Raw genomic sequence first — 21,341 nt, forward strand, 5'->3', positions numbered from 1 at the left:
GCTTCCTTCTCGTTCATTTCAATTATTTAGTTTGACACTTTTGACTCTTCAATTTTCTCACGAAGAACCATTTGCAGAATACCACCGTGACGGTAGTAATCAATTTCAACTTCACTATCGAAACGAGCTACTACTTCAAATTGTTTTTCGTTGCCATCTAAATCAGTTGCAACTACTTTTACAAGATCACGTGGTCTAACTGATTTGTCGATTTGAATTTCAAATGACTCGTTACCAACAAGACCTAACGTTTCAGCACTTTCGCCATCTTTAAATTGAAGTGGTAATACACCCATTAACACTAAGTTACTGCGGTGAATACGTTCGAAGCTTTCTGCGATTACTGCTTTAATACCTAATAAGTTAGTACCTTTCGCAGCCCAGTCACGAGAACTTCCCATACCATAATCTTTACCAGCAACAACTAGAAGACCTGTGCCATCTTCTTTATATTTCATAGCAGCATCATAGATTGATGTTACTTCACCAGTCGGCCAGTATGTTGTATATCCGCCTTCTGTTCCTGGTGCAATTTGGTTTTTAATACGGATGTTCGCGAATGTACCACGCATCATAACTTCATGGTTACCACGACGAGAACCGTAAGAGTTAAAGTCAACTGGTTGTACGCCGTTTTCTAATAAGTAGCGTCCAGCTGGTGTGTGCTTACCGATTGAACCTGCTGGTGAAATGTGGTCTGTCGTTACAGAGTCACCAAATTTACCAACTACGCGTAAGCCTGATAACGTTTCAACTTCACCTGGTTCTTTAGATAAACCTTCAAAGAATGGTGGGTTTTGAATGTATGTTGAATCATTATCCCAAGTATATAAAGCTTCGTTTGAAGTTTGGATTTCATTCCAACGCTCATTGCTATTAAATACTTGTGCATATTCTTTCTTGAACAGCTCAGATGTAACAACGCTTTGAACTACATCTTCAATTTCTTTAGCTGATGGCCAAATATCGTTGAAGTAAACAGCATTACCATTTGCATCTTTACCGATTTCATCATTTTTCAGGTCAATATCAACAGTACCTGCAAGTGCATATGCCACAACAAGTGGTGGTGATGCTAAGTAGTTCGCTTTTACAAGTGGATGAATACGACCTTCAAAGTTACGGTTACCAGATAAAACAGATGTTACTAATAAGTCGTTTGCTGCGATTGCTTCTTCTAATTCTGGCGCTAATGGACCAGAGTTACCGATACAAGTCGTACAGCCGTAACCAACTGTTTGGAAACCTAATTGGTCTAAATATGTTGTTAAACCTGATTTATCTAAGTACTCAGTAACAACTTTAGATCCTGGTGCTAATGATGTTTTTACGTACTCAGGTACTACAAGTCCTTTTTCAATTGCTTTCTTCGCAACTAGACCTGCTCCAATTAATACGTATGGGTTTGATGTATTTGTACAGCTTGTAATTGCTGCGATTGCAATTGCACCTGTTTTCATCGTTACTTCTTTATCTTCTAATGTAACCTTCACTTCTTTATCGAACTCTTGCTCATTAAATCCAAGTCCTTGTGTTCCAACTGGTGCTACAACAGCTTTGTGGAACGCATCTTTCATATCTGAAAGTGGAATTAAATCTTGTGGGCGTTTCGGTCCAGAAAGGTTAGATTCAATTGTATTTAAATCAATTTCAACAAGATCAGTGTAAATTGGATCTTTGCTGTCTGCTGTATAGAATAAGCCGTTCGCTTTACAGTATTCTTCAACAACGCGAATTTGTTCTTCATCTCTACCTGTTAAACGTAAGTATTCTAATGAAATATCATCGATTGGGAAGAATCCACAAGTTGCGCCATATTCTGGTGCCATGTTTGAAATTGTTGCACGGTCAGCTAAAGGCATGCTCTTTAGTCCATTACCGAAGAACTCAACGAATTTACCAACTACACCTTTTTGACGTAATACTTGTGTTACTTTTAATGCAACGTCAGTTGCTGTAGTACCACTTGGAAGTGTACCAGTTAATTTTACACCGATTACTTCAGGTACTGGGAAGTATGAAGGCTGTCCAAGCATTCCTGCTTCTGCTTCAATACCACCAACGCCCCAACCAAGAACGCCGATACCGTTAATCATTGTTGTATGTGAGTCTGTTCCAACTAATGAATCTGGGTATGCAACTAAGTCACCTTCAGCATTTTTCACCGCGTGAACAACTGGTGCTAAATATTCAAGGTTTACTTGGTGTACAATACCTGTAGCTGGTGGAACTGCGCGGTAGTTATCAAATGATTTCTGTGCCCAGCTTAAAAATTTATAACGTTCTTCATTACGTTTAAACTCTAAGTCCATGTTGAATGCAAGCGCGTCTGCCGTACCCGCTCTATCAACCTGTACAGAGTGATCGATTACAAGGTCTACAGTAATTTCCGGATTAATTTTATCAGGATCCCCACCCATGTCTGCCATTGCTTTACGAAGCGAAGCCAAATCAACAACAGCTGGAACACCAGTGAAATCTTGTAAAATTACACGAGATGGTTTAAATGGAACATCGATATCTTGCACATCTTTCGTTCCCCATTTCGCTAAATTTGTAACATGCTCTTCTGTGATTACACGTCCGTCTACTTGACGAAGTACTGATTCAAGTAAAACTTTCACGGAATATGGTAATTGAGATACGTTGCCAACCCCTGCGTTTTCAAGCGCTTTCAAATCATAATAATGATACGTTTTTCCATCTACTTCAAAAGTTGCGCGTGATTGAAATGGATTATGTTTGACCATTATGTTTCCCCCCTGTTAAACGTGACTAAGTTGTCTGAATATAAAATGTAGACAAACTTTTCAATACCTTACGATAATATCTTATTACAACTTTCTAAATAAGTAAATAATAAGAAACTTATAGATTATCATAAGTTTTCTTTATGTTTCTAAATTTGAATAGTGTTCATGTTCCTTATGAATACTATTACCATAAAGTAAAGTGCTCTATTAGCGCTTTCTTTACAGTTCATACATACTATGAACTGCTCATCATGCAACTTACAAAAAAAGTTATAGAGGTGAAATAAAATGGGTAAAAGAAAAGCAAATCATACTATTTCAGGAATGAATGCGGCATCTGCACAAGGACAAGGTGCTGGTTATAACGAAGAGTTTGCAAATGAAAACTTAACTGCTGCAGAACGACAAAATAATAAGAAACGCAAAAAGAACCAGTAACGAAAAATCCCAAAAGGAGCATTCACCTTTTGGGATTTTTTCTAATGTTTATAACGTAACAATTCCGAAACCGTTACAAATCGATAGCCCTGCTTTTTCAGTTCAGGTAAAATTTTTGCTAGCGCTGCTACTGTTTGACTACGATTATTTCCACCATCATGTAACAATACAATATCACCACTTTTTGCATTTTTCACTACATGATTTACAATGGATTCAACCCCTGGATTTGCCCAATCACGTGGATCTTGATGCCACGACCATAGAACAGTTTGATAACCAGCTTCTTTCGCTGTTTTAAATACAGCATCGTTAATATATCCACCCGGTGGACGGAATAGCAAAGGTTCTTTCACCCATTTTTCGAAAAATTTCTTTCCATCTAAAATATCATTTTCTAATTTTTCATCTGATGAATTACTCGCATACAAATGATTCATCGTATGATTTCCAATTTCATGTCCCTCTTTTAACACTTGTTTCACTAAATATGGATTACGCTGAACCCGAAATCCAATCATAAAAAATGTCGCTTCTGCTTTATATTGACGTAATAAATTTAAAATTTGTGGTGTATAAGTTGGATCCGGTCCATCATCAAATGTAATAGCAATAATCTTTTCATTATTAGGTACTTCCCATGTTACATAGCCAGTTGGTTCTAGCTCTTTTCTGAGCAACATTTTCGCTTCCACTTTTTCAACTTGAAATATATGTACTGCGCATAATAAAGAAAAAACGAGTAGAAAAATTTTCTGTTTTAGCATAATATTCGTTAAAGTAATGAGGTTGTCGAATACACAACAACCTCATTTACTTTTCTAATTGATCTACATGCTGCATAATATTTTGAAGGTTATTTTCGTATTGCTCAAGTTGTGGGCGTTGTGTTTCTGAAGCTACTTCTAGTGCATTTTGAATTTGTTCATACGCTTCCTGAACCTCTTGGCGTAATTCTTTTAAATCATGACCGTAGTTTGGATCATTTTTTACAATGTTGTTAAATGCATTTTCTGCTTGTGTAACACCTTGCTGAGCTGCTTGAAACGCTTGTTGTTTATCTTTATGATATGGCATTATATAATCCCCTTTCCATAATAGTTAGTCCCATTTATCTTTACCTTTTTTTCTAAAAACATTCTCGTATAAATTTGCAAACTTCTCTCATTCTAAAGAGGAAGAGGAGGTGTCACATACAATGGGAAAAAACAATCGTGAAGCGAAAGAAAAAAAAGGACAACCTGAACCATTAAGCGGATCTCATAAAGTAAAAAACCGTAACCATTCACGCCAAAAACATCATGCGCATCATGATATGTAAAACAAAAAGTGCACACTAGCTATCTTTTCCACATACAATGTTTATATTTTTCCATTTATTCTTCACCCCTACTTCATTCATGCATAACATAGTATGAATTGAGATTTCACGGAGGGTGTCTTACATGGGCAAGAAAAAGAAGGATTGTCTTTTTCATGTTGATGGTTTCGAAGAATGGATGGATCAATTTTGTTCTGACTCTTGTAGTAACTTTAGTTTCCCAAATCAAATTCATATTGACCTTTGCGAAACGGAACAAGAATACATTTTGGAAACAGATGTACCAAATGTAACTGAACAAAATGTAGTCATTAAAAAGATGAAGACAGGCCTAACCATTTGCATACTTCATAATAATATTTCTTTACAGCGGATCATTCCTTTACCCGATAATATTATTTATAAGAAGATGCTAGCCTGCTTAGAAAATGGATATTTAGCCATTCATATTTCCAAAAATGAAGTTGCTGATAAGCATGAAAAGAAAGTTCTTTTTTCAAATTAAGAGTTAATATAATACACACTAAGCCCCAGTTGGTTACTGGGGCTTATGTTATTTCGCATGCATTTCTATATTAGAATTTCTATCATATCTTTTTTTCGATAAACCTTTTGTAACTAAAAGCACAGGAAATGCCACAGTTGAAAATATAGCTAGTGCTGAAAATATTGCAAACCCATTTTGGTACCCGTAGTAATCGAGAAGTACTCCTCCAAACCACGGACCTATTACTGCTCCAATTCCCGAAAAACCCATCGCACCGAAGTATGTTCCTTTTAGATGCGCAACAGCAATATCATCAATAAATACATCCGTCATTGAAAACATTAAGACTTCTCCAATTGTAAAAATAATTGTACAGACGGCAGCACCTAGTATAGATTCTACTACTCCAAATCCAAACAATCCTCCGCTCACAAATAAAGTTCCAACCATAATGGATGCTAATGGTGTGTATTTTTTGCACATTTGAATAACAGGGTATTGGATAATCACTACAACAATTGCATTTAAAGCGAGCATATATGAGAATAGCTTCACTCCATCCTCAAATATATGTGCATTTGCAAAATATTGAGATACTGTCGTCGTTAAATGTGAAAAACCGCAATTACTCAAAATAATACCGACTAAAGCAACTAAAAATACTATATCTTTTCGCAATATACGCATTGCATTTAACATTGTAATAGGTTTTTCTGTACTCACTTTCTTTTTTTCCATTGGATACTTCTTAAATTGGAACGCTAATATAGCTGTATATAGAATATATACCCCAGCTGCTACTAAAAAAGGAATTGTTGATTTTGCACTTCCAATCTGTAATCCAACAATTGGTCCAATAGCAACTCCAACATTTATTGCACCGTATCGTAAGTTATAGACGAGTAACCGATACTCAGGCTTTGTTAAATCTGATAATAATGCTCTTGATGTTGGCTCAAAAAACGACCTACATAATCCATTTAAAGCGTTTAATAAAAAGAAAATTAAAACATGATCCGCAAGTGAAAAACCTATAAACACAAAAATCCAAACGATCATGGACCAGAGCATAATCGTTTTCCGGCCAAATCGATCTGATAAATTCCCTCCGATAAAACTAGCAAAAACACCAACAAGTGCACTCGTTCCGATAATAGCACCAGTCATTCCAGCTGATACACCTTTAACAGTCGTTAAATAAATCGCTAAAAAAGGGATACTCATTGAAGTTGCAAACCTAGCAAACAATGTCCCTAAAATAATACTCATTCCAAGCGGATGAATATGCTGTAACTTCCCCTTCATCGTTAAACCTACTCTCTCTATTTTCACAAAAAAAGAAAGCAAAGGATCTGCTTTCTTTTCCTTTTTCTATACTTGAGCTGTTGATACCCGAGTTGTTCTCGTTATGTCCATATCAATTCCATATGTGAACTGTAATTCTTTACACACATCTTTAATTAAGATTGCGACATTATACTTTTCATTAAATTGTAAAACTATGTTTTCTACTTCTTCATATGTATACTTATATTCCCCTGTAATGACACTTTTTAGATCAAAGCATTCGTTAATACAAAGTTGTACAAGTAGCTGGTCATATTTCTCTATTACATCTTCTTTCTTCCAAAGTAACTCTTTTACATATAACCGATCAAACTTCACACTTTCTCGATTACAATCCGTTAAAATCCGGGTCATTTCATTTAATTCTCGATATAATTCGGAAATATTTCTACTTAAACTAAGCAGTTTATCTACGCCGTTTTCATATAACATATTCATTCCACCCCCGCATTTTCTTTTTCTTATTATAGCAAGAAAATTCTAAAAATAGTTTCTTTCTTCTGAAATATTAGGAAACTAATTTCAATTGCTTTACAATGAAACTAGTTAATGCGAGAGGAGAAAGAAAATTGGAGCACAAATTATATTACACTGACGCTTATAAGCAAGACTTTACTACTAAAATTATAAAGCAAGATTATGATAAAGGCGGTAACTTATACGTTGTTTTGAATGAAACAGCATTTTATCCGACAGGTGGCGGACAACCATATGATACTGGTACATTAAATGATATCAATGTAATCAATGTAGAAGAGATAAACGGAGAAATTCGTCATTACATTGCAGAACAATTACATACAGAAGACGTAGAAGGTAAAATCAATTGGGAGCGCCGTTTTGATCATATGCAGCAACATGCGGCTCAGCACATTTTATCTGCTGCCTTTTGGGACCATTTTAACATGCCTACAATTGGATTCCATCTTGGTAAAGAAACAGTAACAATTGATTTAGAAACAGAAAATCTTCATGCAGAAACGGTTGAAAAAGCAATACAAATTGCAAACAAAATTGTTTTTGAAAACCATCCAATCCGCATCCAGTGGATGAACTTAGAAGAAGCGAAAACGTTGCCCCTTCGTAAAGAACCGACTATGACAGAAAATATACGCGTTGTTATGATCGAAAACTTTGATTATAACGGCTGTGGCGGAACACACCCGAAACGTACTGGTGAAGTAGGTCCTATTCAAGTTCTTAGCTGGGAACGCAATAAAGGTGGCATACGACTAACGTTTATCGCTGGCTGGCGCACACTTAAATTAATAGGGCAGCAACAACAAATTATGAAGAATGTCTCCAAACAATTAAACAGTAGCGAAACTGATATTCCAACAAAAGTGGCGCAACTGCTTACTTCTCAAAAAGAAAACGAAAAAGCAATACAAACAATGAATGAAAAATTATTATTTGCAGAGGCAAATGAACTACTTCAACACCCTACGGAAATACATGCCGGCATACTTATTTCTAAAGTATTTACAAATCGTTCTATGCAAGAAATCGCAAAGCTTTCCGCTATTATTACAGAACAACAAGAGCATGCAATTACGTATTTCGTCATCGAAAATGATGACAAACTACAATGTATTCTCGCTTGCGGAAAATCAGTATCACTCGATATGAATGCTCTTTTAAAAGACGCTCTTCCTACAATCGAAGGAAAAGGTGGCGGAAATAAGAAGAGTGCTCGCGGTGGCGGGAAAGCAATTATGAGCGGAGATGAATTTTTAAATCAGCTTGTTTCTTCTTTACAGTCAGCAGTTTAAAACATGTTATGAAGGATAGCGAACGGCTATCCTTCCCCTATATTTACAGACCTATATTTTGTTTCAAACCTTGATAACTCCCTGCATTTACAAAACCTTCACTTATAAGATTGATAAAAGTTTCCGAAAAACCATAATGACTTAAATCTTTAATCGGCACCATTTGCACATCATGAATTGGATTATGATCAAACTCGTTAGAAGGTAGCATAATTTCACCTTCAATCCTTTTAAGCAAAAACGTTATATGTAATAAAGACGGGCGAGCATCTGGTTTATCACAAACATAGAGTAGCTTCTGAATGTTAACTTCTAACCCTGTCTCTTCTCTCATTTCTCGAATCATTGCTTCCTCTAACGTTTCGCCATTCTCTGCTCTTCCTCCAGGTAAAGACCAATTTCGATTAGCCACTTTTTGCTTTACTAGCAATACCTTTTCATCTTCAATTAAAATTCCTGTAACACGAACTTGCATTACATTTTCCATATGCAACCTCCTCTTCCCATTATATTTACAAATTAACCCTTCCATAAAAAGAACATATGTTTTATAATTGAAGAAAATTATGGAAGAAAGTAGTTGTTACATTCATGCGTCCACCTTTAACAAAGTCTATATCACTTGAAGATTTCCAAAACTATTATTGGTTAAAAGCAGAACTCCAAACATTTTGTCGTGAGAATGGGTTGCCAGCTAGTGGCTCTAAGATCGAAATAACCGATTGTATCTCACATTATTTAACTACTGGTAAAATATTAAAAAACAGCTCTGTTCAAAAGGTGAGTAAAACTTCCCTATCCTATAAAGACCTTTCTCTTCAAACGATTATTACTAACAATCACCGCTGTAGCGAAGATGTTCGTGCTTTTTTCAAAGAAAAAATCGGAACAAACTTTCGCTTTACAGTAGCTCTTCAAAAATTTTTCAAAGAGAATGTTGGAAAAACATATGAAGACGCGATAGCTTTTTGGCATGAAGAAAACGAACGAAAAAAAGACCCTACATACAAAACAACTATCGGTACACAATTTGAATACAATCGCTTTACTCGTGACTTTTTCGAAGATCCAAATAATAAAGGGAAAGCAAAAGCTGATGCGATTGCTGCTTGGAACGAAATGAAAGCGAAGCCTGGTAGCAATATTTATGTTCCTCAAAAAGTAGAAAACTAGTTACCTCGCTAGTCTTCTACTTTCTCAAATAATAGCGCAATCCCTATCCCGCCTCCAATTCCTAATGTAGCAATTCCATATTTCATAGACTCTCTTTGTGCCTGATAAAACAAACGTGTTACAAGCATAGCACCAGATGCACCGTACGGATGACCGAGCGCAATTGCTCCACCATTTACATTTACTTTTTCGTACGGGATTTGTAACTCTTTTGCGCAAGCAACAACCTTTGAAGCAAATGCTTCATTTATTTCAAAATAATCGATGTCCTCTACTTTCATATTCATTTCGTTTAATAATTTGTTCACCGCAAATATCGGACCAGTCCCTGGAAGCTTGGGATCCACTCCCACTACAGCACTACGAACGAAACGAAGGACAGGTTTATAACCTAACTTTCGGGCTTGTCCCTCTTCCATTACAAGAACAGCACATGCCCCATCATTTACACCACATGAATTACCTGCCGTCACTGTTCCATTTTGTAAAAATGCGGGCTTTGTTCTTTTAATGATTCGTTCATAATTCATTTCTGGCTTTATAGATTCATCTAATAATCCATTAAAAGAAAATATTTCATCATGTATATATCCTTTTTCTAACGCTTGCAGTGTCCGCTTATAACTAAGACAAGCATACTCGTCTTGCATTTCTCTCGTGATGTTATAACGTTCTGCAACATATTCAGCCGCTACTCCCATGTCAGGATCACCAATTGTTTCAGGTGAAAATCGTGCTCTTTTTTGAAAAGGTGACGTACTTGTACTCTCTACTCCCCCGGCGATATAACACTTACCTGCCCCGCCTTGAATGAGATAACACGCAGTTCGAATTGCTTCTAAACCAGCACCACATTGCCGATCAATCGTTACACCAGGAATATGATAGCCAAGTCCCGCCTCTAAAGCAGATAGTCTCGCAACATTCCCTCCTGGCCCAACAACATTACCTAATATGACATCATCTATTTCCCTCTCAATCCCTTTACTTAAAAACGTAAGAAGCGGCGTTGTTAATTGCTGAACTTCATACTCTTTTAACATCCCATTCTTCTTACCAATAGGTGTTCTTTTCGCCTCTACAATGACTGCTCTATTCATATATTTTCTCCCGGTTTTCAATCATACTTTTTGCTTCCATACGAGCGATTTTCCCACTATTTGTATAAGGTATTCCATCTACAAAATGCCATTCTTTCGGTATTTTAAAAGAGGATAATCTCTGTAAGCAAAAACTCTTTAATTGTTGTTTCGTAGCACTTCCTTTTACGATCGCGACGGGCTTTTCACCCCAGTAACTATCTTTCACACCAATTACAACTATTTCATCAACAGCTGGGTGTTCATGTAATACACTTTCTATTTCTTCTGGATAAATATTGATTCCTCCAAATAAAATCATATTCTTCTCTCTACCAACAATATATATAAAGCCTTCTTCATCTTCATAGCCTACATCTCGCACTGTCATCCAACCTTCTGCATTCAACTCCCGTGTTAAAACCCCATCTATTATGTATCCCATAAAAAACTGATCACTTTTCACATAAACAGTTCCTATTTCACCTTTTTGTACTTCTTCGCCTGCTTCATTACATATTCGAACTTGCACATTATGACAAGGTTTTCCTACTGAATTTGGCCTTCTTTCGCTTTCTGCATCGACTAGTGCTGTTACAAAACTTAACTCTGATGCACCATAAAATTCATATCTTTTCGCATAAGGAAATATATTCTTTATTTTTTCTTTCGCTTCAGCTTCCCATTTCGCTCCTGACGAAATAATTTTCACTTTATTTTCTATTAATCTACTTTCTTTATATAAAGATTCAAGCATTGTCGGAACTGTATACATAACTGATATATTTTCAGTTTCTAACTTATCTAATACTTGATTTGGAAAGAACTTTCTCATAATGTGCACTGTTTGTCCTACATATAATGCACTTATTGCCCCGTATAAGAAAAGAGAATGAACGAGCGTCCCAGCTATTAAAATTGAATCCTCCCTTTTCATATGAAAGTCATGTACATTACAATCAAAACTATGAACCCACGATTGCTGTGCACGTAAAAATGCTTTTGCTGTTCCTGTTGATCCTGATGTAAATCCCATATAAAAAGGAGCATGTTGTACACTTTCTACAGTGGAATATGTAGGAAGATATTTCTCTATCATTCTTTTCCACTCATCAATTTCAATTACTCTTCCTTCTTCATCCAATAGATCATTCACCTTATATCGTTCTGTCACAATCATATCCGGATTACTAATTTCAATTCTTTCTCTGAGCTCATCTTGTTTCCACTTTATATCTAACGGAACACAAACCCACCCGGCCATAGCGGCACCAGAAAATAGTTGTAAAAACTCTATATGATTTTCTAATAGGATTGCTATCGTTTTATTCTTCGATTTTTTTTCATTTAACCAGCTTGCTACTTTACAAACTGATTCAAACCACTCTTTATATGTTAAAACTCTATCATTTTCCTTTATCGCTATTTTATTTGGTTGTAAAGAGGCATGCTTTTTATATTCTTTTGTAATCCCCATATGAGACGTCCTTTCTTTACAATAATAATAAAAAGAAACACGCAATTAACGTGTTTCTTCCCTTTATCATCCCGCATTTGTATATTTTCCATTCTTTAAAGCGGGCGTAATAATATGTTTCAATGAACGATGTAATTTTGTTACGAGAACTGCCGCAATAATTGCTTTTATACAATCCCCTGGTAAAAACACAGCACTCACTTTCATTGTCTCCCATACAGAAACATCCATTAAGAACGCTTGTACAGTAATACCAAATACATAAACTACGAAAATACCACCAATTATATTAATACATAATACTTTTATAATAGAAACTTCACGTAAACGCTCAATTAAATAACCAATAACAAACGCCCCAATGATGTAACCAAGTAAATATCCTGCACTTGGTCCAACAAATACACCAAGGCCACCGCGTCCACCAGCAAGCAATGGTGCTCCAACTCCTACAATAAGTAAGAAAATAAGCTGACTTAACGCACCTAGACGTGATCCTAACAACCCACCCGCAAGCATAACACCGAGTGATTGCAATGTAATTGGAACTGGTGTAATAGAAAGAGCAATCGGAGGTATTAACCCTAACACTCCCATAATAGAACTAAATAAAGCGACAAAAACTAAGTTTTTTGTATTCATATTTGCTTCTCCTATTTGTAAACTTAAAATTTATTTTAGGTAACATATCACAAAAATCATATTATCTTTCCATTCTTCTTTTGTCAACCATTAATGTATTAGAGTTTACAAATAGAAGTTCACTTATTTCTCTCTATGCAAATGCTCCAGTTCTTTCCGAAGCGCCTGTTTTAAAAACTTCCCAACAGATGTTTTCGGTATTTCTTCCATAAAGACAATATCGTCTGGCAACCACCACTTCGCAAACTGTGGTTTTAAAAACTCATATATTTCTTCTTTTGTAACCGTACTATTTTTCTTTTGAACAACGCAGGCAATTGGTCGCTCTTGCCACTGAGGGTGAGGAACTGCAACGACAGCCGCTTCAAATATAGCATCATGTGCCATTAAAGCATTTTCAAGATCGACCGAAGAAATCCATTCTCCCCCGCTTTTAATAACATCCTTCGTACGGTCAACAATTTTCACGCAACCTTCCTCATCCACTGTGACAACATCACCAGTATATAACCATCCATCGCGAAAACCTTCGACAGTACGATCATCGTTATAATAGCTTTCAGCGATCCAAGGTGCTCGTAAACATAGTTCTCCCATCTCCGTACCGTCCCACTTCACTTCACCATTTGTACCGACTACTTTCATCTCTACACCAGGGACAAGATACCCTTGCTTTGATCTAATTTCTAATTGCTCTTCATACGATAATTCTGTTTCATAACTTTTTAAACGTGCAAGTGTTACGAGTGGGCTTGTTTCGGTCATACCATATGCATGGATGAAAGGAACATTGTGTTTCTGTTCAAATGCTTTAATAACACTTTTCGGTGCGGCTGCACCACCACATAGTATTCTCGTCATACTAGATAAATCATAACTATTATTTTCTAACTCTTGTAATACACCGAGCCAAATTGTCGGCACACCGGCAGCTAACGTCACTTTTTCAGATTGGATCATTTCTAATAAAATTTTCGGCGTAAACATCGGTCCTGGAAGAACTTGTTTTGATCCAAACCAAGTAGCAGCGAAAGGAAGTCCCCAAGCATTCACATGGAACATCGGTACAATTGCCATCGCCGCGTCACTTTCCGATAAAGCAGCTGTATCCGCTAAACCGAGTGCCATGCAATGCAGTACAGTACTACGATGCGTATATACAACACCTTTCGGATTTCCTGTAGTCGCTGACGTATAACACATACCAGCTGGTGTATTTTCATCAATATCTTTTACAAATTGGAAATTGGGATCGCCTTCTTCTAATAGCTTTTCATAATGATATACAGGCTTCAGCGTAGTGTTTGGGAGTTCATCTTTATCAGTCATAATAATGTAAGCTTGTACAGTTGATAATTGTGATTGAATATTTTCAACAAGCGGTACGAGATCTTCATCTATAAGTAGAATTCGGTCTTCTGCGTGCTGAATAATGTATGAAATATGTTGAGGAGATAAACGAATATTAATTGTGTGTAAAACGGAAGCAATACCAGGAATAGCAAAATACGCCTCCACATGTCGATGATGATTCCACGCTAACGTTCCTACACGTTCGCCTTCCTTAATCCCAAGCTTTTTTAACGCACTAGAAAGTCTTCTCGTCCTTTCTCCTAGCTGCTTATACGTTAATGTCGTAATGGTATCATGTGTACGAGAAACAATTTCTTTCTTTGAGAATAACTTTTCTGCTCTTTCCATCATAGAACTAATTGTTAGCGGTACATTCATCATCATATTGGTTACATCCCCCTTTAAAGCGTTTTCATTTTTTCGTTTATTATAACAGACTTCCGCAAATGATTACGACATTTTTCTGTATTTTCTGAATTATTTCTTTGGAAATAATTCAGAACGATAAACTATCTACCTTTTTTCTTACTTTCTTTTTCAGTTTAAAAATAAAACGATTACTGTATTCCTTATTTTCTACTAAAATTCGATATATCTCCCATACTCCTAACACACGAACAAAAAGATAAACTCCGATTTGTTGTTATCAAAATAAAAAAACTCCTTGATTTATTTAAAGGAGTTTTTCAATGTAAGATATTTCATTGATTCATATATCCTTCTCTAGATATACAATATCTTTTTGTATCGCGATTCTTACCTTTAATAAACATATCCTTCTGAATTGTATATTTGTACTCCATATTCAAACGTTTCATTAATTTTTCAGATGCTTCATTTTCTGAATCACATCCCGCTTCAATACTATTAAGATGCAACTCATGAAAACCATAGTAGAAAAAAGCTAATGCAGCCTCCGTGGCTAATCCTCTTCCCCAATATTTTCGAGATAAGGCGTATGCAATTTCTGCTGTATGTGTGACCAAATCATATTTTATAAATCCACACGTGCCTATAAGTTTTTTCTCCTCTTTTAATACAATTCCAAGAGGTGCTACTTGCCCTTCATTATATTGCCCCACAATCTCTTCTACATAGTTATATGTGTCACATAACGATAGATGAGCATCCCATACAGTAAAAGTTGTCATCTCTTTATCTGTAGCATACTCATATATATGTAAACTATCACTCATATTCATTTTCCTTAACATAAGTCGTTTCGTATACAACGTTGGATATGACCATTTCTCAATGATCATAACGGCTTCTGCTTAAACTTTTCATAATGTCGTACTTTTAATAGAAGGATATTCCCACAATCTGTACAAATATACGCATCCACCGGTGAAGATGTGAACATCGTTTCCTTTTTCCGTATTTGTGCATATCCGACAAACTCACCTTCTCCTATGTTTTGAGAACCACAATTAGAGCATGTCTGCACGGTTTTTTGTTTCATGAGAGCACCACCTTTAATCTGTTTCCACTCCCTTCGACAGCTCACTTCCATTTCCCTTCCAAAAAAACTCTTATTCTCTCACATTTCAACAGGAATCTCAAAACAAAAATCGTATATGTACTATGAAATATATTTATTAACGGAGGAATTTTATGACTACTGTTATGACACACGATATAGCAACAGAAATTGAAAATGCAGAAATTGACATGCTCTCTTCTAGATTAGAGAGACTACAAACAATAAGCGGAAACCCAATGCAAGTGCAAATGAAAAAATTCGGTAGCGCCACTGCCTTTTCATCAAAAATAATTGCTGGTCCTGCTTTTAATACAGTAAAAGGTATTACAAATGCAGATGCGATTGATGCAATCATTTCTTATTATGAATCACTACAAATCCCTTGTCGTTTTGAAATTACCCCAGCACAAGGTACAACTGAATTATTTCAATACTTATCTCAAAAAGGGTTTTATCAATCTAGCTTCCATACTGCTTTGTATAGTATACCGAGAGAGGGTTCATCACTTCTTCCTTCTAATATTACAATACGAAAACTAAAAGAAAATGAGTTTGATATTTTTGCAGACATTTATGTACGTGGATTTAATATGCCATCCTTTACAAAAGATAGCGTGCGCCAAAATAATGAAATTCTTTACAATGAACCAGGGTGGCATTTTTTCATAGCTGAAGTTCAAAATATCCCTGCTGGTATTGGTGTCCTGTATATAAATAAGGGTGTCGCATCATTAGCTGCTTCTGCTACTTTGCCAGAATTTCAGCGTAAAGGCTGTCATACTGCATTAATTCAAAAACGAATTAAGACAGCTATTGAATCCAATTGTACTTTAATAGTTGGACAAGCAAGGTTCGGTAGCGGCAGTCAAAATAACATGGAACGTGCTCACATGAAAATCGCTTATACAAAATCAATATGGACCGCAAAAGACATATTATAATTTACTTTATTTCTCCTTCCGTTACATTTTTAAACATTTTATGACAATTCCTTTTCTATCCTATTAATCATTTGAATATTCAAACTAGATTTGTTACGATATTACTAGATACATCATTCAACTTGCAATATGAAAAGAGAATTCTAATCAAACTACAAGGAGGAGAAATGTATGACTAAACATGATCATGGTTTAAAAGAAAAAGTAGAAGGTGCCATTGATAAGGTAAAAGGTGAAGTAAAAGAAGTTGTTGGGAAAGTAACTGACAATAAGAAATTACAAGCTGAAGGAAAATGGGATAAGGTGAAAGGCACTGCTAAAGATACAGTTGGTAATGTGAAAGAAAAAGTACATGAATATAAGGAACATAAGAAAGAAAAATAAAAAAGAGCCCATCGGCTCTTTTTTTATTTCCCTTCATTTTTCTCTAACACGTATAAATCTTCTTCCATATTCGTTAATTTCTCACTTACAAGCTTTCTTGCATCTCCAATTGCTTGATTGTATGCAAATGGTCCAACTAATTTAATCATTTCTTCTATTAAACGCTCTGCTTGGAAACGTCCAATTTCATCTAGATCTTCTTCCATGAAAAATTGCTGAATTTGTGCTACAAGCTCTTCTTTTTTATCATTTGGTATTTTTATATTCATCATCGTTGTTACTCCTCTATATTTAAGATAATATCTTCCTTAACTCTACCATAGAAAAACGATTACCAGGACAGCTTTTTGTAACTCCTTCTAACTCCCTATGACCTAGTATATTTTCTTTCTTTATAGCAAATTGCTTCATAAACATTTTGCATAAAGAATATAATGCATTCACTTGCGGGGGAGTGGGATCGTATTTATCGAAATTTCCCGTCATACATATTCCAATTGTATGACGGTTATGGTCTTTCGCGTGCGCTCCAATATGTAAACCTCGCCCTTCCACTACAGTTCCATCCTTTTCGATAAAATAGTTGTAACCAATTCCGCTCCACCCCCTTACAGTTTGATGAAATTCATGCGTTTTATACACGTCCCATCCATCTTCAGCTGTATGGTGAATAATCAGTTTGTTTACTTTTTCTAAAGGAACTAATTCATCTTGAAATGTTAGATTGACACGTTTAATTTCCATTTGAACTGCCTCCTCTTAAAAATCAATCATAATAATCGTTTTATCATCTGGCCTTATTCTCTTTTCCGCTTCTAGCTCTTCAATAATTGCTATATATTCGTTTATACTATTCTTTCTTATATATGCAACAGTTTGTTCTAATGACCAATCTGGGTGAAATAACCCGTCTGAACAAATAAAAATCCCACTCACTTCATCTGTATGTAATTCACCATGTTGTAAATAATGTATCGCTTCTTTCATTCCATTTGCAACTGAATAACCATTTGGCATATTTGCAAGATAACGATTGTATTTTAACTGTTCTCGAACATCTTGAAAAACATATTCTTCTGGTACAGATAACCCTTTTTTACGATCTTCTTCCCTCTTCTTTTTTGCTCTTTTACTAATTCCTTCAACTGTGTCTTTCGTTAATACTTGCATCGTTCCATTTTGAAAAGTTGCGACAATCATACAGTCCCCAAGCTGCGCATATTCAATTTTCTCACCAACTATTTGGACTGCCGCGATACATGTGCACCACAAATGCTCTTTTTTTCTCGTGTCTACTTCATATTCTAACATTTTGCTTTGCAATGCTTCATTTGCTTTGGCAACTGCAAATTGTAAACTATGATTCTCTCGTAATGCAGTAAAATAACTTGCAAATAAATGCGAAGCGATGTATGCTCCATTATGTCCCTTTTCATCACGAAACGGGACAAGTGGTGTTGCACCGTCACATACACCATAAATCTTTTTTTCTTTATTACAAAAATAAGAATCCTCACATTCTTGCTTCAACGGGCTTTTCTGTTGATATGTTTTTATCTTCACAACTGTATCCCCTTTCAAATGATAAAATACTCAAATTCTTTTGATTAATCTAATTTACCTAAATAAACTGTTTTTACCCAAAACTTTCAATATCATATATAATCTTGAAATAATATGAATTTTTCAGTGAAGGACGGGAAAGAAATGGTCAGATTCCTTGGTGTTATTATCGGTTCTATTATTATTGCGGTTGCCTTTAATCTTTTCCTTATCCCCCACAAAATTTTAAGTAGTGGAATTGGCGGAATTGCTATTATTTTAGGGATTGTAACCCCTGTAAACACAGGCATTATTAACTTTGTATTAAACTTACCTATCCTTATTTTAGGGTACATAGGTCTTGGAAAAAAAGTAATTTTTAACACAGTTGTCTCTGTAGTTGTATTATCTGTTGCATTATACTACGTTCCAGTAAAAGTCGTAGCAACAGATCCATTGTTATCTTCTATCTTCGGAGGTGTAATCGCTGGAGCTGGTATTGGTCTTGTTTTTAACTGTAATGGATCCACTGGTGGATTTGATATTATCGGTATGCTTTTATCCCGCAAGCGAGACATTAAACTTGGCGGATTCCTTATTATTTTAAATGCAGTCGTTGTAATAATCGCAGGATTCTTCTTCACCTGGGATGTTGCACTTACAAGCTTACTTTCAATTTATGTAACTGGTAAAGTAATTGATGCTGTTCATACAAAACATCGTAAAGTTACACTTATGATTGTAACAAATGAAGCAGAAAAAATGAAAAAACAACTTCTTTCAACTGTTGTACGTGGAATAACGTTACTTGATGGCGAAGGTGCTTATTCAAGCGAGAAAAAGCGTGTACTTATGACCGTCGTTTCTCGTGAAGAATTAGCAAGTATGAAACTAACAATTTCTGAAATCGACCCGAATGCATTCGTTAATATTACAGAAACTGTAGAAGTGTTAGGACTTTTCAGAAGAAGTTAAAGACTAGGTGGGAATCCACCTAGTCTTTATTTTGCATAAATTCAATTCGGTTTCCAAATGGATCTGACACGTAAAATCGAATTACATCTGGCCGTGCATAATCATCAATCACTTTAACACCTTGCTCTATAAGTGTTTGCTTAAATTCATTAATTTCATTCACATAAAAAGCTGGATGAGCCTTTTTAGCTGGTGTAAAGTTCCGCTCGACACCAATATGGATTTCTTGATTTCCGCATTTAAACCAACATCCACCTCGTTTTTTCAACTCTTCTGGCTTTGGAATTTCTTCCATACCAATCGTATTCCCATAAAAATCACGCGCCTCTTCTTCACACCCTACAGGTGCAGCTACTTGCACGTGATCAATCCCTTGAATATAATTTTTCATTTTCTCTCCCCCTCCTCTACCCTAATGCTATACGGAAAACAGCCGTCTGTAACTTACAAAAGGTTTATAAAACAATATAAGCTCCCCTTATTACCATCCTGCATTCACCTTGCAAAAAATAAAAAAAACAAAATTTATTCTATAACTTCCATTTTTTATAGAAATACACATTACATCTATATTATAGTTATGAATAGACAAATCTTTTTAGATGCTATTTGTACGGAGGAACTATTATGAGTCGTAAAAAATATTCACCAACTCAAAACAAACGTCATCCGAACATTTCTAGACGTTTGCGAAACCATATACAAGATCGTTCATTAACAGAAATGTACGCATCTCTGTTCGAACACAATCCTGATAGTATTATTTCATTAAATTTAGAAGGAGTTATTCTACATATAAATCCTTCTGCCGAAAGAATATTAGGTTACACTTCTTTAGAATTAGAACAGAAAAATATTACCTCTATTTTAGAAGCCCATATTTCTGAGCAAGTATTACAAAATATAAAGAATACTGAAGCGGATAATCAACAAGAGTATATCTTATCTATTTATCATAAAAATGGATTCTTATTAGATGTTGTGACAAAACTAGTTCCTATTTTTGTTCAAAATCGTCTTACTGGCGTATATGCTATTATGAAGCCGCTTGAAAAATCAGAAAGAATTGAGAATATGCTAAAAGAAAGTGAGAAGAGATTACGTACATTAGTAAACTCCATGCCTGCGTTTGTTATTTTTAAAGATCATGAAGGGCGCTGGCTTGAGGCAAATGATTACGCACTTTCTTGCTTCAATTTCCATCATGTACCTTACCACGGGAAAAAAGATAGCGAACTCATTCAATATAATGAAGCATACCGAGAAGCTTTTTTACATTGTGAAGAAATCGATGAACTAGCATGGCAACAAAGACAAATTCTTCATGGCGAGGAATTTATTATACATAGAGATGATTTCGATCTAATCTTAAGTATATCAAAAGTTCCGCTTTATCATCCTGATGGTTCTCGCAAAGGTCTTATCGTGATGGGGAGAGATGTTACTGAGCTAAAAGAAACTGAAAAGTTACTACGAAAATCAGAGAAGCTCGCAGTAGTCGGACAACTGACAGCTGGAATTGCCCATGAAATTCGAAATCCACTCACTTCTCTAAAAGGTTTTCTAACGTTGCTCCTCCCTGAAATAAGTGAGGAGCAGAAATGGTATATCGATGTTATGTTAAGTGAGATTTCACAAATGGAATCCATCACGAGTCAATTTATGGCGATGTCTAAGCCACAAGTATTATCTATCCAAACTTGTAACATACAAACTTTAATTGAAGAGGTAGTTACATTTATTTTACCGACTGCAATTATGCATAGCGTTCATATCATCATGGATCATTTTGATTACGTATATGATATTCAATGTGACGGTAACCAATTAAAACAAGTTTTTATAAACATATTAAAAAATGCGATAGAAGCAATGCCAAATGGCGGAAATATTTTCATCCAAACAAAACCATTAGAGGATAATTTCATCTTAATACGAATTATCGATGAAGGTTGCGGCATTCCTGAAGATCGTATCTCCCGTCTAGGCGAACCTTTTTATAGTTTAAAAGAAAAAGGCACAGGACTAGGATTAATGATGTGTTACAAAATAATTGAAGAACATCATGGTAGATTACACATTTCAAGCGAATTAAATAAAGGTACGATTGTTGATATTGAGCTACCACTTTCTTCATCTCATCTTGCAATCCAGTCTTAAATAAAAAAGAAGCA

The 21,341-nt window shown here is 35.5% G+C and carries 25 protein-coding genes and 1 pseudogene; 9 read left to right on the forward strand and 17 right to left on the reverse strand.

The genetic code is table 11. The annotated features are described in order from the left end of the window. Positions 1 to 26: 26 nt before the first annotated feature. Positions 27 to 2,750 carry an aconitate hydratase AcnA gene (gene acnA / locus GD442_RS17155; protein WP_000238564.1) on the reverse strand — a complete coding sequence of 908 codons (2,724 nt, stop codon included), beginning with the start codon at positions 2,748 to 2,750 and terminating at the stop codon, positions 27 to 29. Between the two features lie 291 nt (positions 2,751 to 3,041). Here acnA and sspO point away from each other — a divergent pair, with 291 nt between their 5' ends. Beyond that, entirely contained in the window at positions 3,042 to 3,191 is a 150-nt protein-coding gene (sspO, locus tag GD442_RS17160) for an acid-soluble spore protein SspO (protein WP_000518051.1), read from the forward strand. 41 nt (positions 3,192 to 3,232) lie between these two features. On the opposite strand, the gene pdaB is transcribed toward sspO, so the two are convergent. Then, a complete protein-coding gene (pdaB, locus tag GD442_RS17165) occupies positions 3,233 to 3,958 on the reverse strand; it encodes a polysaccharide deacetylase family sporulation protein PdaB (protein ID WP_002041622.1) in 726 nt (241 codons plus the stop codon). Positions 3,959 to 4,004: 46 nt separating this feature from the next. Continuing rightward, complete coding sequence (locus GD442_RS17170) at positions 4,005 to 4,268, reverse strand: hypothetical protein (RefSeq protein ID WP_001146294.1); 264 nt, start codon at positions 4,266 to 4,268, stop codon at positions 4,005 to 4,007. 121 nt (positions 4,269 to 4,389) lie between these two features. Between GD442_RS17170 and GD442_RS17175 the strand changes: the two genes are divergently transcribed. Next, the gene (locus tag GD442_RS17175) at positions 4,390 to 4,512 is read left to right on the forward strand and encodes a small acid-soluble spore protein P (protein ID WP_000517649.1); all 123 of its coding nucleotides are present in this window, start codon (positions 4,390 to 4,392) and stop codon (positions 4,510 to 4,512) included. A 124-nt stretch (positions 4,513 to 4,636) separates the two neighbouring features. Next, complete coding sequence (locus tag GD442_RS17180; RefSeq protein WP_000516748.1) at positions 4,637 to 5,017, forward strand: Hsp20/alpha crystallin family protein; 381 nt, start codon at positions 4,637 to 4,639, stop codon at positions 5,015 to 5,017. 48 nt (positions 5,018 to 5,065) lie between these two features. On the opposite strand, the gene GD442_RS17185 is transcribed toward GD442_RS17180, so the two are convergent. Then, positions 5,066 to 6,304, reverse strand: coding sequence for an MDR family MFS transporter (locus GD442_RS17185; protein ID WP_000676807.1), 1,239 nt, complete (start codon positions 6,302 to 6,304; stop codon positions 5,066 to 5,068). 66 nt (positions 6,305 to 6,370) lie between these two features. Beyond that, on the reverse strand, positions 6,371 to 6,778 hold the full coding sequence (locus GD442_RS17190; protein WP_000965149.1) for a hypothetical protein: 408 nt from the start codon (positions 6,776 to 6,778) through the stop codon (positions 6,371 to 6,373). Positions 6,779 to 6,915: 137 nt separating this feature from the next. Between GD442_RS17190 and GD442_RS17195 the strand changes: the two genes are divergently transcribed. Then, positions 6,916 to 8,118 carry a serine-tRNA(Ala) deacylase AlaX gene (locus GD442_RS17195; RefSeq protein WP_000400378.1) on the forward strand — a complete coding sequence of 401 codons (1,203 nt, stop codon included), beginning with the start codon at positions 6,916 to 6,918 and terminating at the stop codon, positions 8,116 to 8,118. Positions 8,119 to 8,161: 43 nt separating this feature from the next. On the opposite strand, the gene GD442_RS17200 is transcribed toward GD442_RS17195, so the two are convergent. Further along, positions 8,162 to 8,605: an NUDIX hydrolase gene (locus tag GD442_RS17200; protein WP_000432568.1), complete on the reverse strand. Its 444-nt coding sequence runs from the start codon at positions 8,603 to 8,605 to the stop codon at positions 8,162 to 8,164. A 104-nt stretch (positions 8,606 to 8,709) separates the two neighbouring features. Between GD442_RS17200 and GD442_RS17205 the strand changes: the two genes are divergently transcribed. Next, a complete protein-coding gene (locus GD442_RS17205; RefSeq protein ID WP_001247747.1) occupies positions 8,710 to 9,291 on the forward strand; it encodes a DUF6434 domain-containing protein in 582 nt (193 codons plus the stop codon). Positions 9,292 to 9,299: 8 nt separating this feature from the next. On the opposite strand, the gene GD442_RS17210 is transcribed toward GD442_RS17205, so the two are convergent. The 7 genes and pseudogenes from GD442_RS17210 to GD442_RS17240 all read right to left on the reverse strand — a co-directional run bounded on the left by GD442_RS17210 (position 9,300) and on the right by GD442_RS17240 (position 15,304). Beyond that, positions 9,300 to 10,391, reverse strand: a complete 1,092-nt coding sequence (locus GD442_RS17210) for an acetyl-CoA C-acyltransferase (RefSeq protein ID WP_001078008.1) — start codon at positions 10,389 to 10,391, stop codon at positions 9,300 to 9,302. After that, the gene (locus GD442_RS17215) at positions 10,384 to 11,847 is read right to left on the reverse strand and encodes an acyl-CoA synthetase (protein WP_000513152.1); all 1,464 of its coding nucleotides are present in this window, start codon (positions 11,845 to 11,847) and stop codon (positions 10,384 to 10,386) included. Before GD442_RS17215 ends, GD442_RS17210 begins: the two co-directional genes overlap by 8 nt. 66 nt (positions 11,848 to 11,913) lie before the next feature. Then, positions 11,914 to 12,489 (reverse strand): biotin transporter BioY, encoded by a 576-nt coding sequence (locus GD442_RS17220; RefSeq protein ID WP_001093334.1) that lies wholly within the window; start codon positions 12,487 to 12,489, stop codon positions 11,914 to 11,916. Positions 12,490 to 12,612: 123 nt separating this feature from the next. Further along, positions 12,613 to 14,226 (reverse strand): long-chain fatty acid--CoA ligase, encoded by a 1,614-nt coding sequence (locus GD442_RS17225; RefSeq protein WP_000980172.1) that lies wholly within the window; start codon positions 14,224 to 14,226, stop codon positions 12,613 to 12,615. A 112-nt stretch (positions 14,227 to 14,338) separates the two neighbouring features. Next, a pseudogene (locus GD442_RS17230) lies at positions 14,339 to 14,479 on the reverse strand (helix-turn-helix domain-containing protein); the annotation flags it as partial. A gap of 64 nt (positions 14,480 to 14,543) precedes the next feature. After that, entirely contained in the window at positions 14,544 to 15,104 is a 561-nt protein-coding gene (locus tag GD442_RS17235) for a GNAT family N-acetyltransferase (protein WP_000582839.1), read from the reverse strand. After that, positions 15,101 to 15,304: a hypothetical protein gene (locus GD442_RS17240; protein ID WP_000810948.1), complete on the reverse strand. Its 204-nt coding sequence runs from the start codon at positions 15,302 to 15,304 to the stop codon at positions 15,101 to 15,103. Before GD442_RS17240 ends, GD442_RS17235 begins: the two co-directional genes overlap by 4 nt. A gap of 152 nt (positions 15,305 to 15,456) precedes the next feature. Here GD442_RS17240 and GD442_RS17245 point away from each other — a divergent pair, with 152 nt between their 5' ends. Then, positions 15,457 to 16,266: a GNAT family N-acetyltransferase gene (locus tag GD442_RS17245; RefSeq protein ID WP_000214332.1), complete on the forward strand. Its 810-nt coding sequence runs from the start codon at positions 15,457 to 15,459 to the stop codon at positions 16,264 to 16,266. A 171-nt stretch (positions 16,267 to 16,437) separates the two neighbouring features. Beyond that, positions 16,438 to 16,650 carry a CsbD family protein gene (locus GD442_RS17250; protein ID WP_000160410.1) on the forward strand — a complete coding sequence of 71 codons (213 nt, stop codon included), beginning with the start codon at positions 16,438 to 16,440 and terminating at the stop codon, positions 16,648 to 16,650. A gap of 23 nt (positions 16,651 to 16,673) precedes the next feature. On the opposite strand, the gene GD442_RS17255 is transcribed toward GD442_RS17250, so the two are convergent. From GD442_RS17255 to GD442_RS17265, 3 genes are read right to left on the reverse strand one after another with little or no spacing between them, the layout of a single operon-like run. Continuing rightward, positions 16,674 to 16,922, reverse strand: a complete 249-nt coding sequence (locus GD442_RS17255) for a DUF2164 domain-containing protein (RefSeq protein WP_000981066.1) — start codon at positions 16,920 to 16,922, stop codon at positions 16,674 to 16,676. Between the two features lie 19 nt (positions 16,923 to 16,941). Beyond that, complete coding sequence (locus GD442_RS17260) at positions 16,942 to 17,394, reverse strand: peptidoglycan recognition protein family protein (protein ID WP_000404002.1); 453 nt, start codon at positions 17,392 to 17,394, stop codon at positions 16,942 to 16,944. A gap of 15 nt (positions 17,395 to 17,409) precedes the next feature. Beyond that, positions 17,410 to 18,231, reverse strand: a complete 822-nt coding sequence (locus tag GD442_RS17265) for a protein phosphatase 2C domain-containing protein (RefSeq protein ID WP_002041632.1) — start codon at positions 18,229 to 18,231, stop codon at positions 17,410 to 17,412. A gap of 126 nt (positions 18,232 to 18,357) precedes the next feature. On the opposite strand from GD442_RS17265, the gene GD442_RS17270 reads away from it, so the two are divergent. Continuing rightward, positions 18,358 to 19,167 carry a YitT family protein gene (locus tag GD442_RS17270; RefSeq protein WP_000251344.1) on the forward strand — a complete coding sequence of 270 codons (810 nt, stop codon included), beginning with the start codon at positions 18,358 to 18,360 and terminating at the stop codon, positions 19,165 to 19,167. 19 nt (positions 19,168 to 19,186) lie between these two features. Here the strand turns inward: GD442_RS17270 and GD442_RS17275 are convergent, their stop codons facing one another. Further along, the gene (locus GD442_RS17275; protein WP_000800772.1) at positions 19,187 to 19,558 is read right to left on the reverse strand and encodes a VOC family protein; all 372 of its coding nucleotides are present in this window, start codon (positions 19,556 to 19,558) and stop codon (positions 19,187 to 19,189) included. Between the two features lie 236 nt (positions 19,559 to 19,794). On the opposite strand from GD442_RS17275, the gene GD442_RS17280 reads away from it, so the two are divergent. After that, a complete protein-coding gene (locus GD442_RS17280) occupies positions 19,795 to 21,327 on the forward strand; it encodes a BA3702 family sensor histidine kinase (protein WP_000087662.1) in 1,533 nt (510 codons plus the stop codon). Positions 21,328 to 21,341: the final 14 nt, after the last annotated feature.

Origin of the sequence: Bacillus sp. A260, assembly GCF_009861435.1 — a bacterium.
GTDB lineage: Bacteria > Bacillota > Bacilli > Bacillales > Bacillaceae_G > Bacillus_A > Bacillus_A cereus.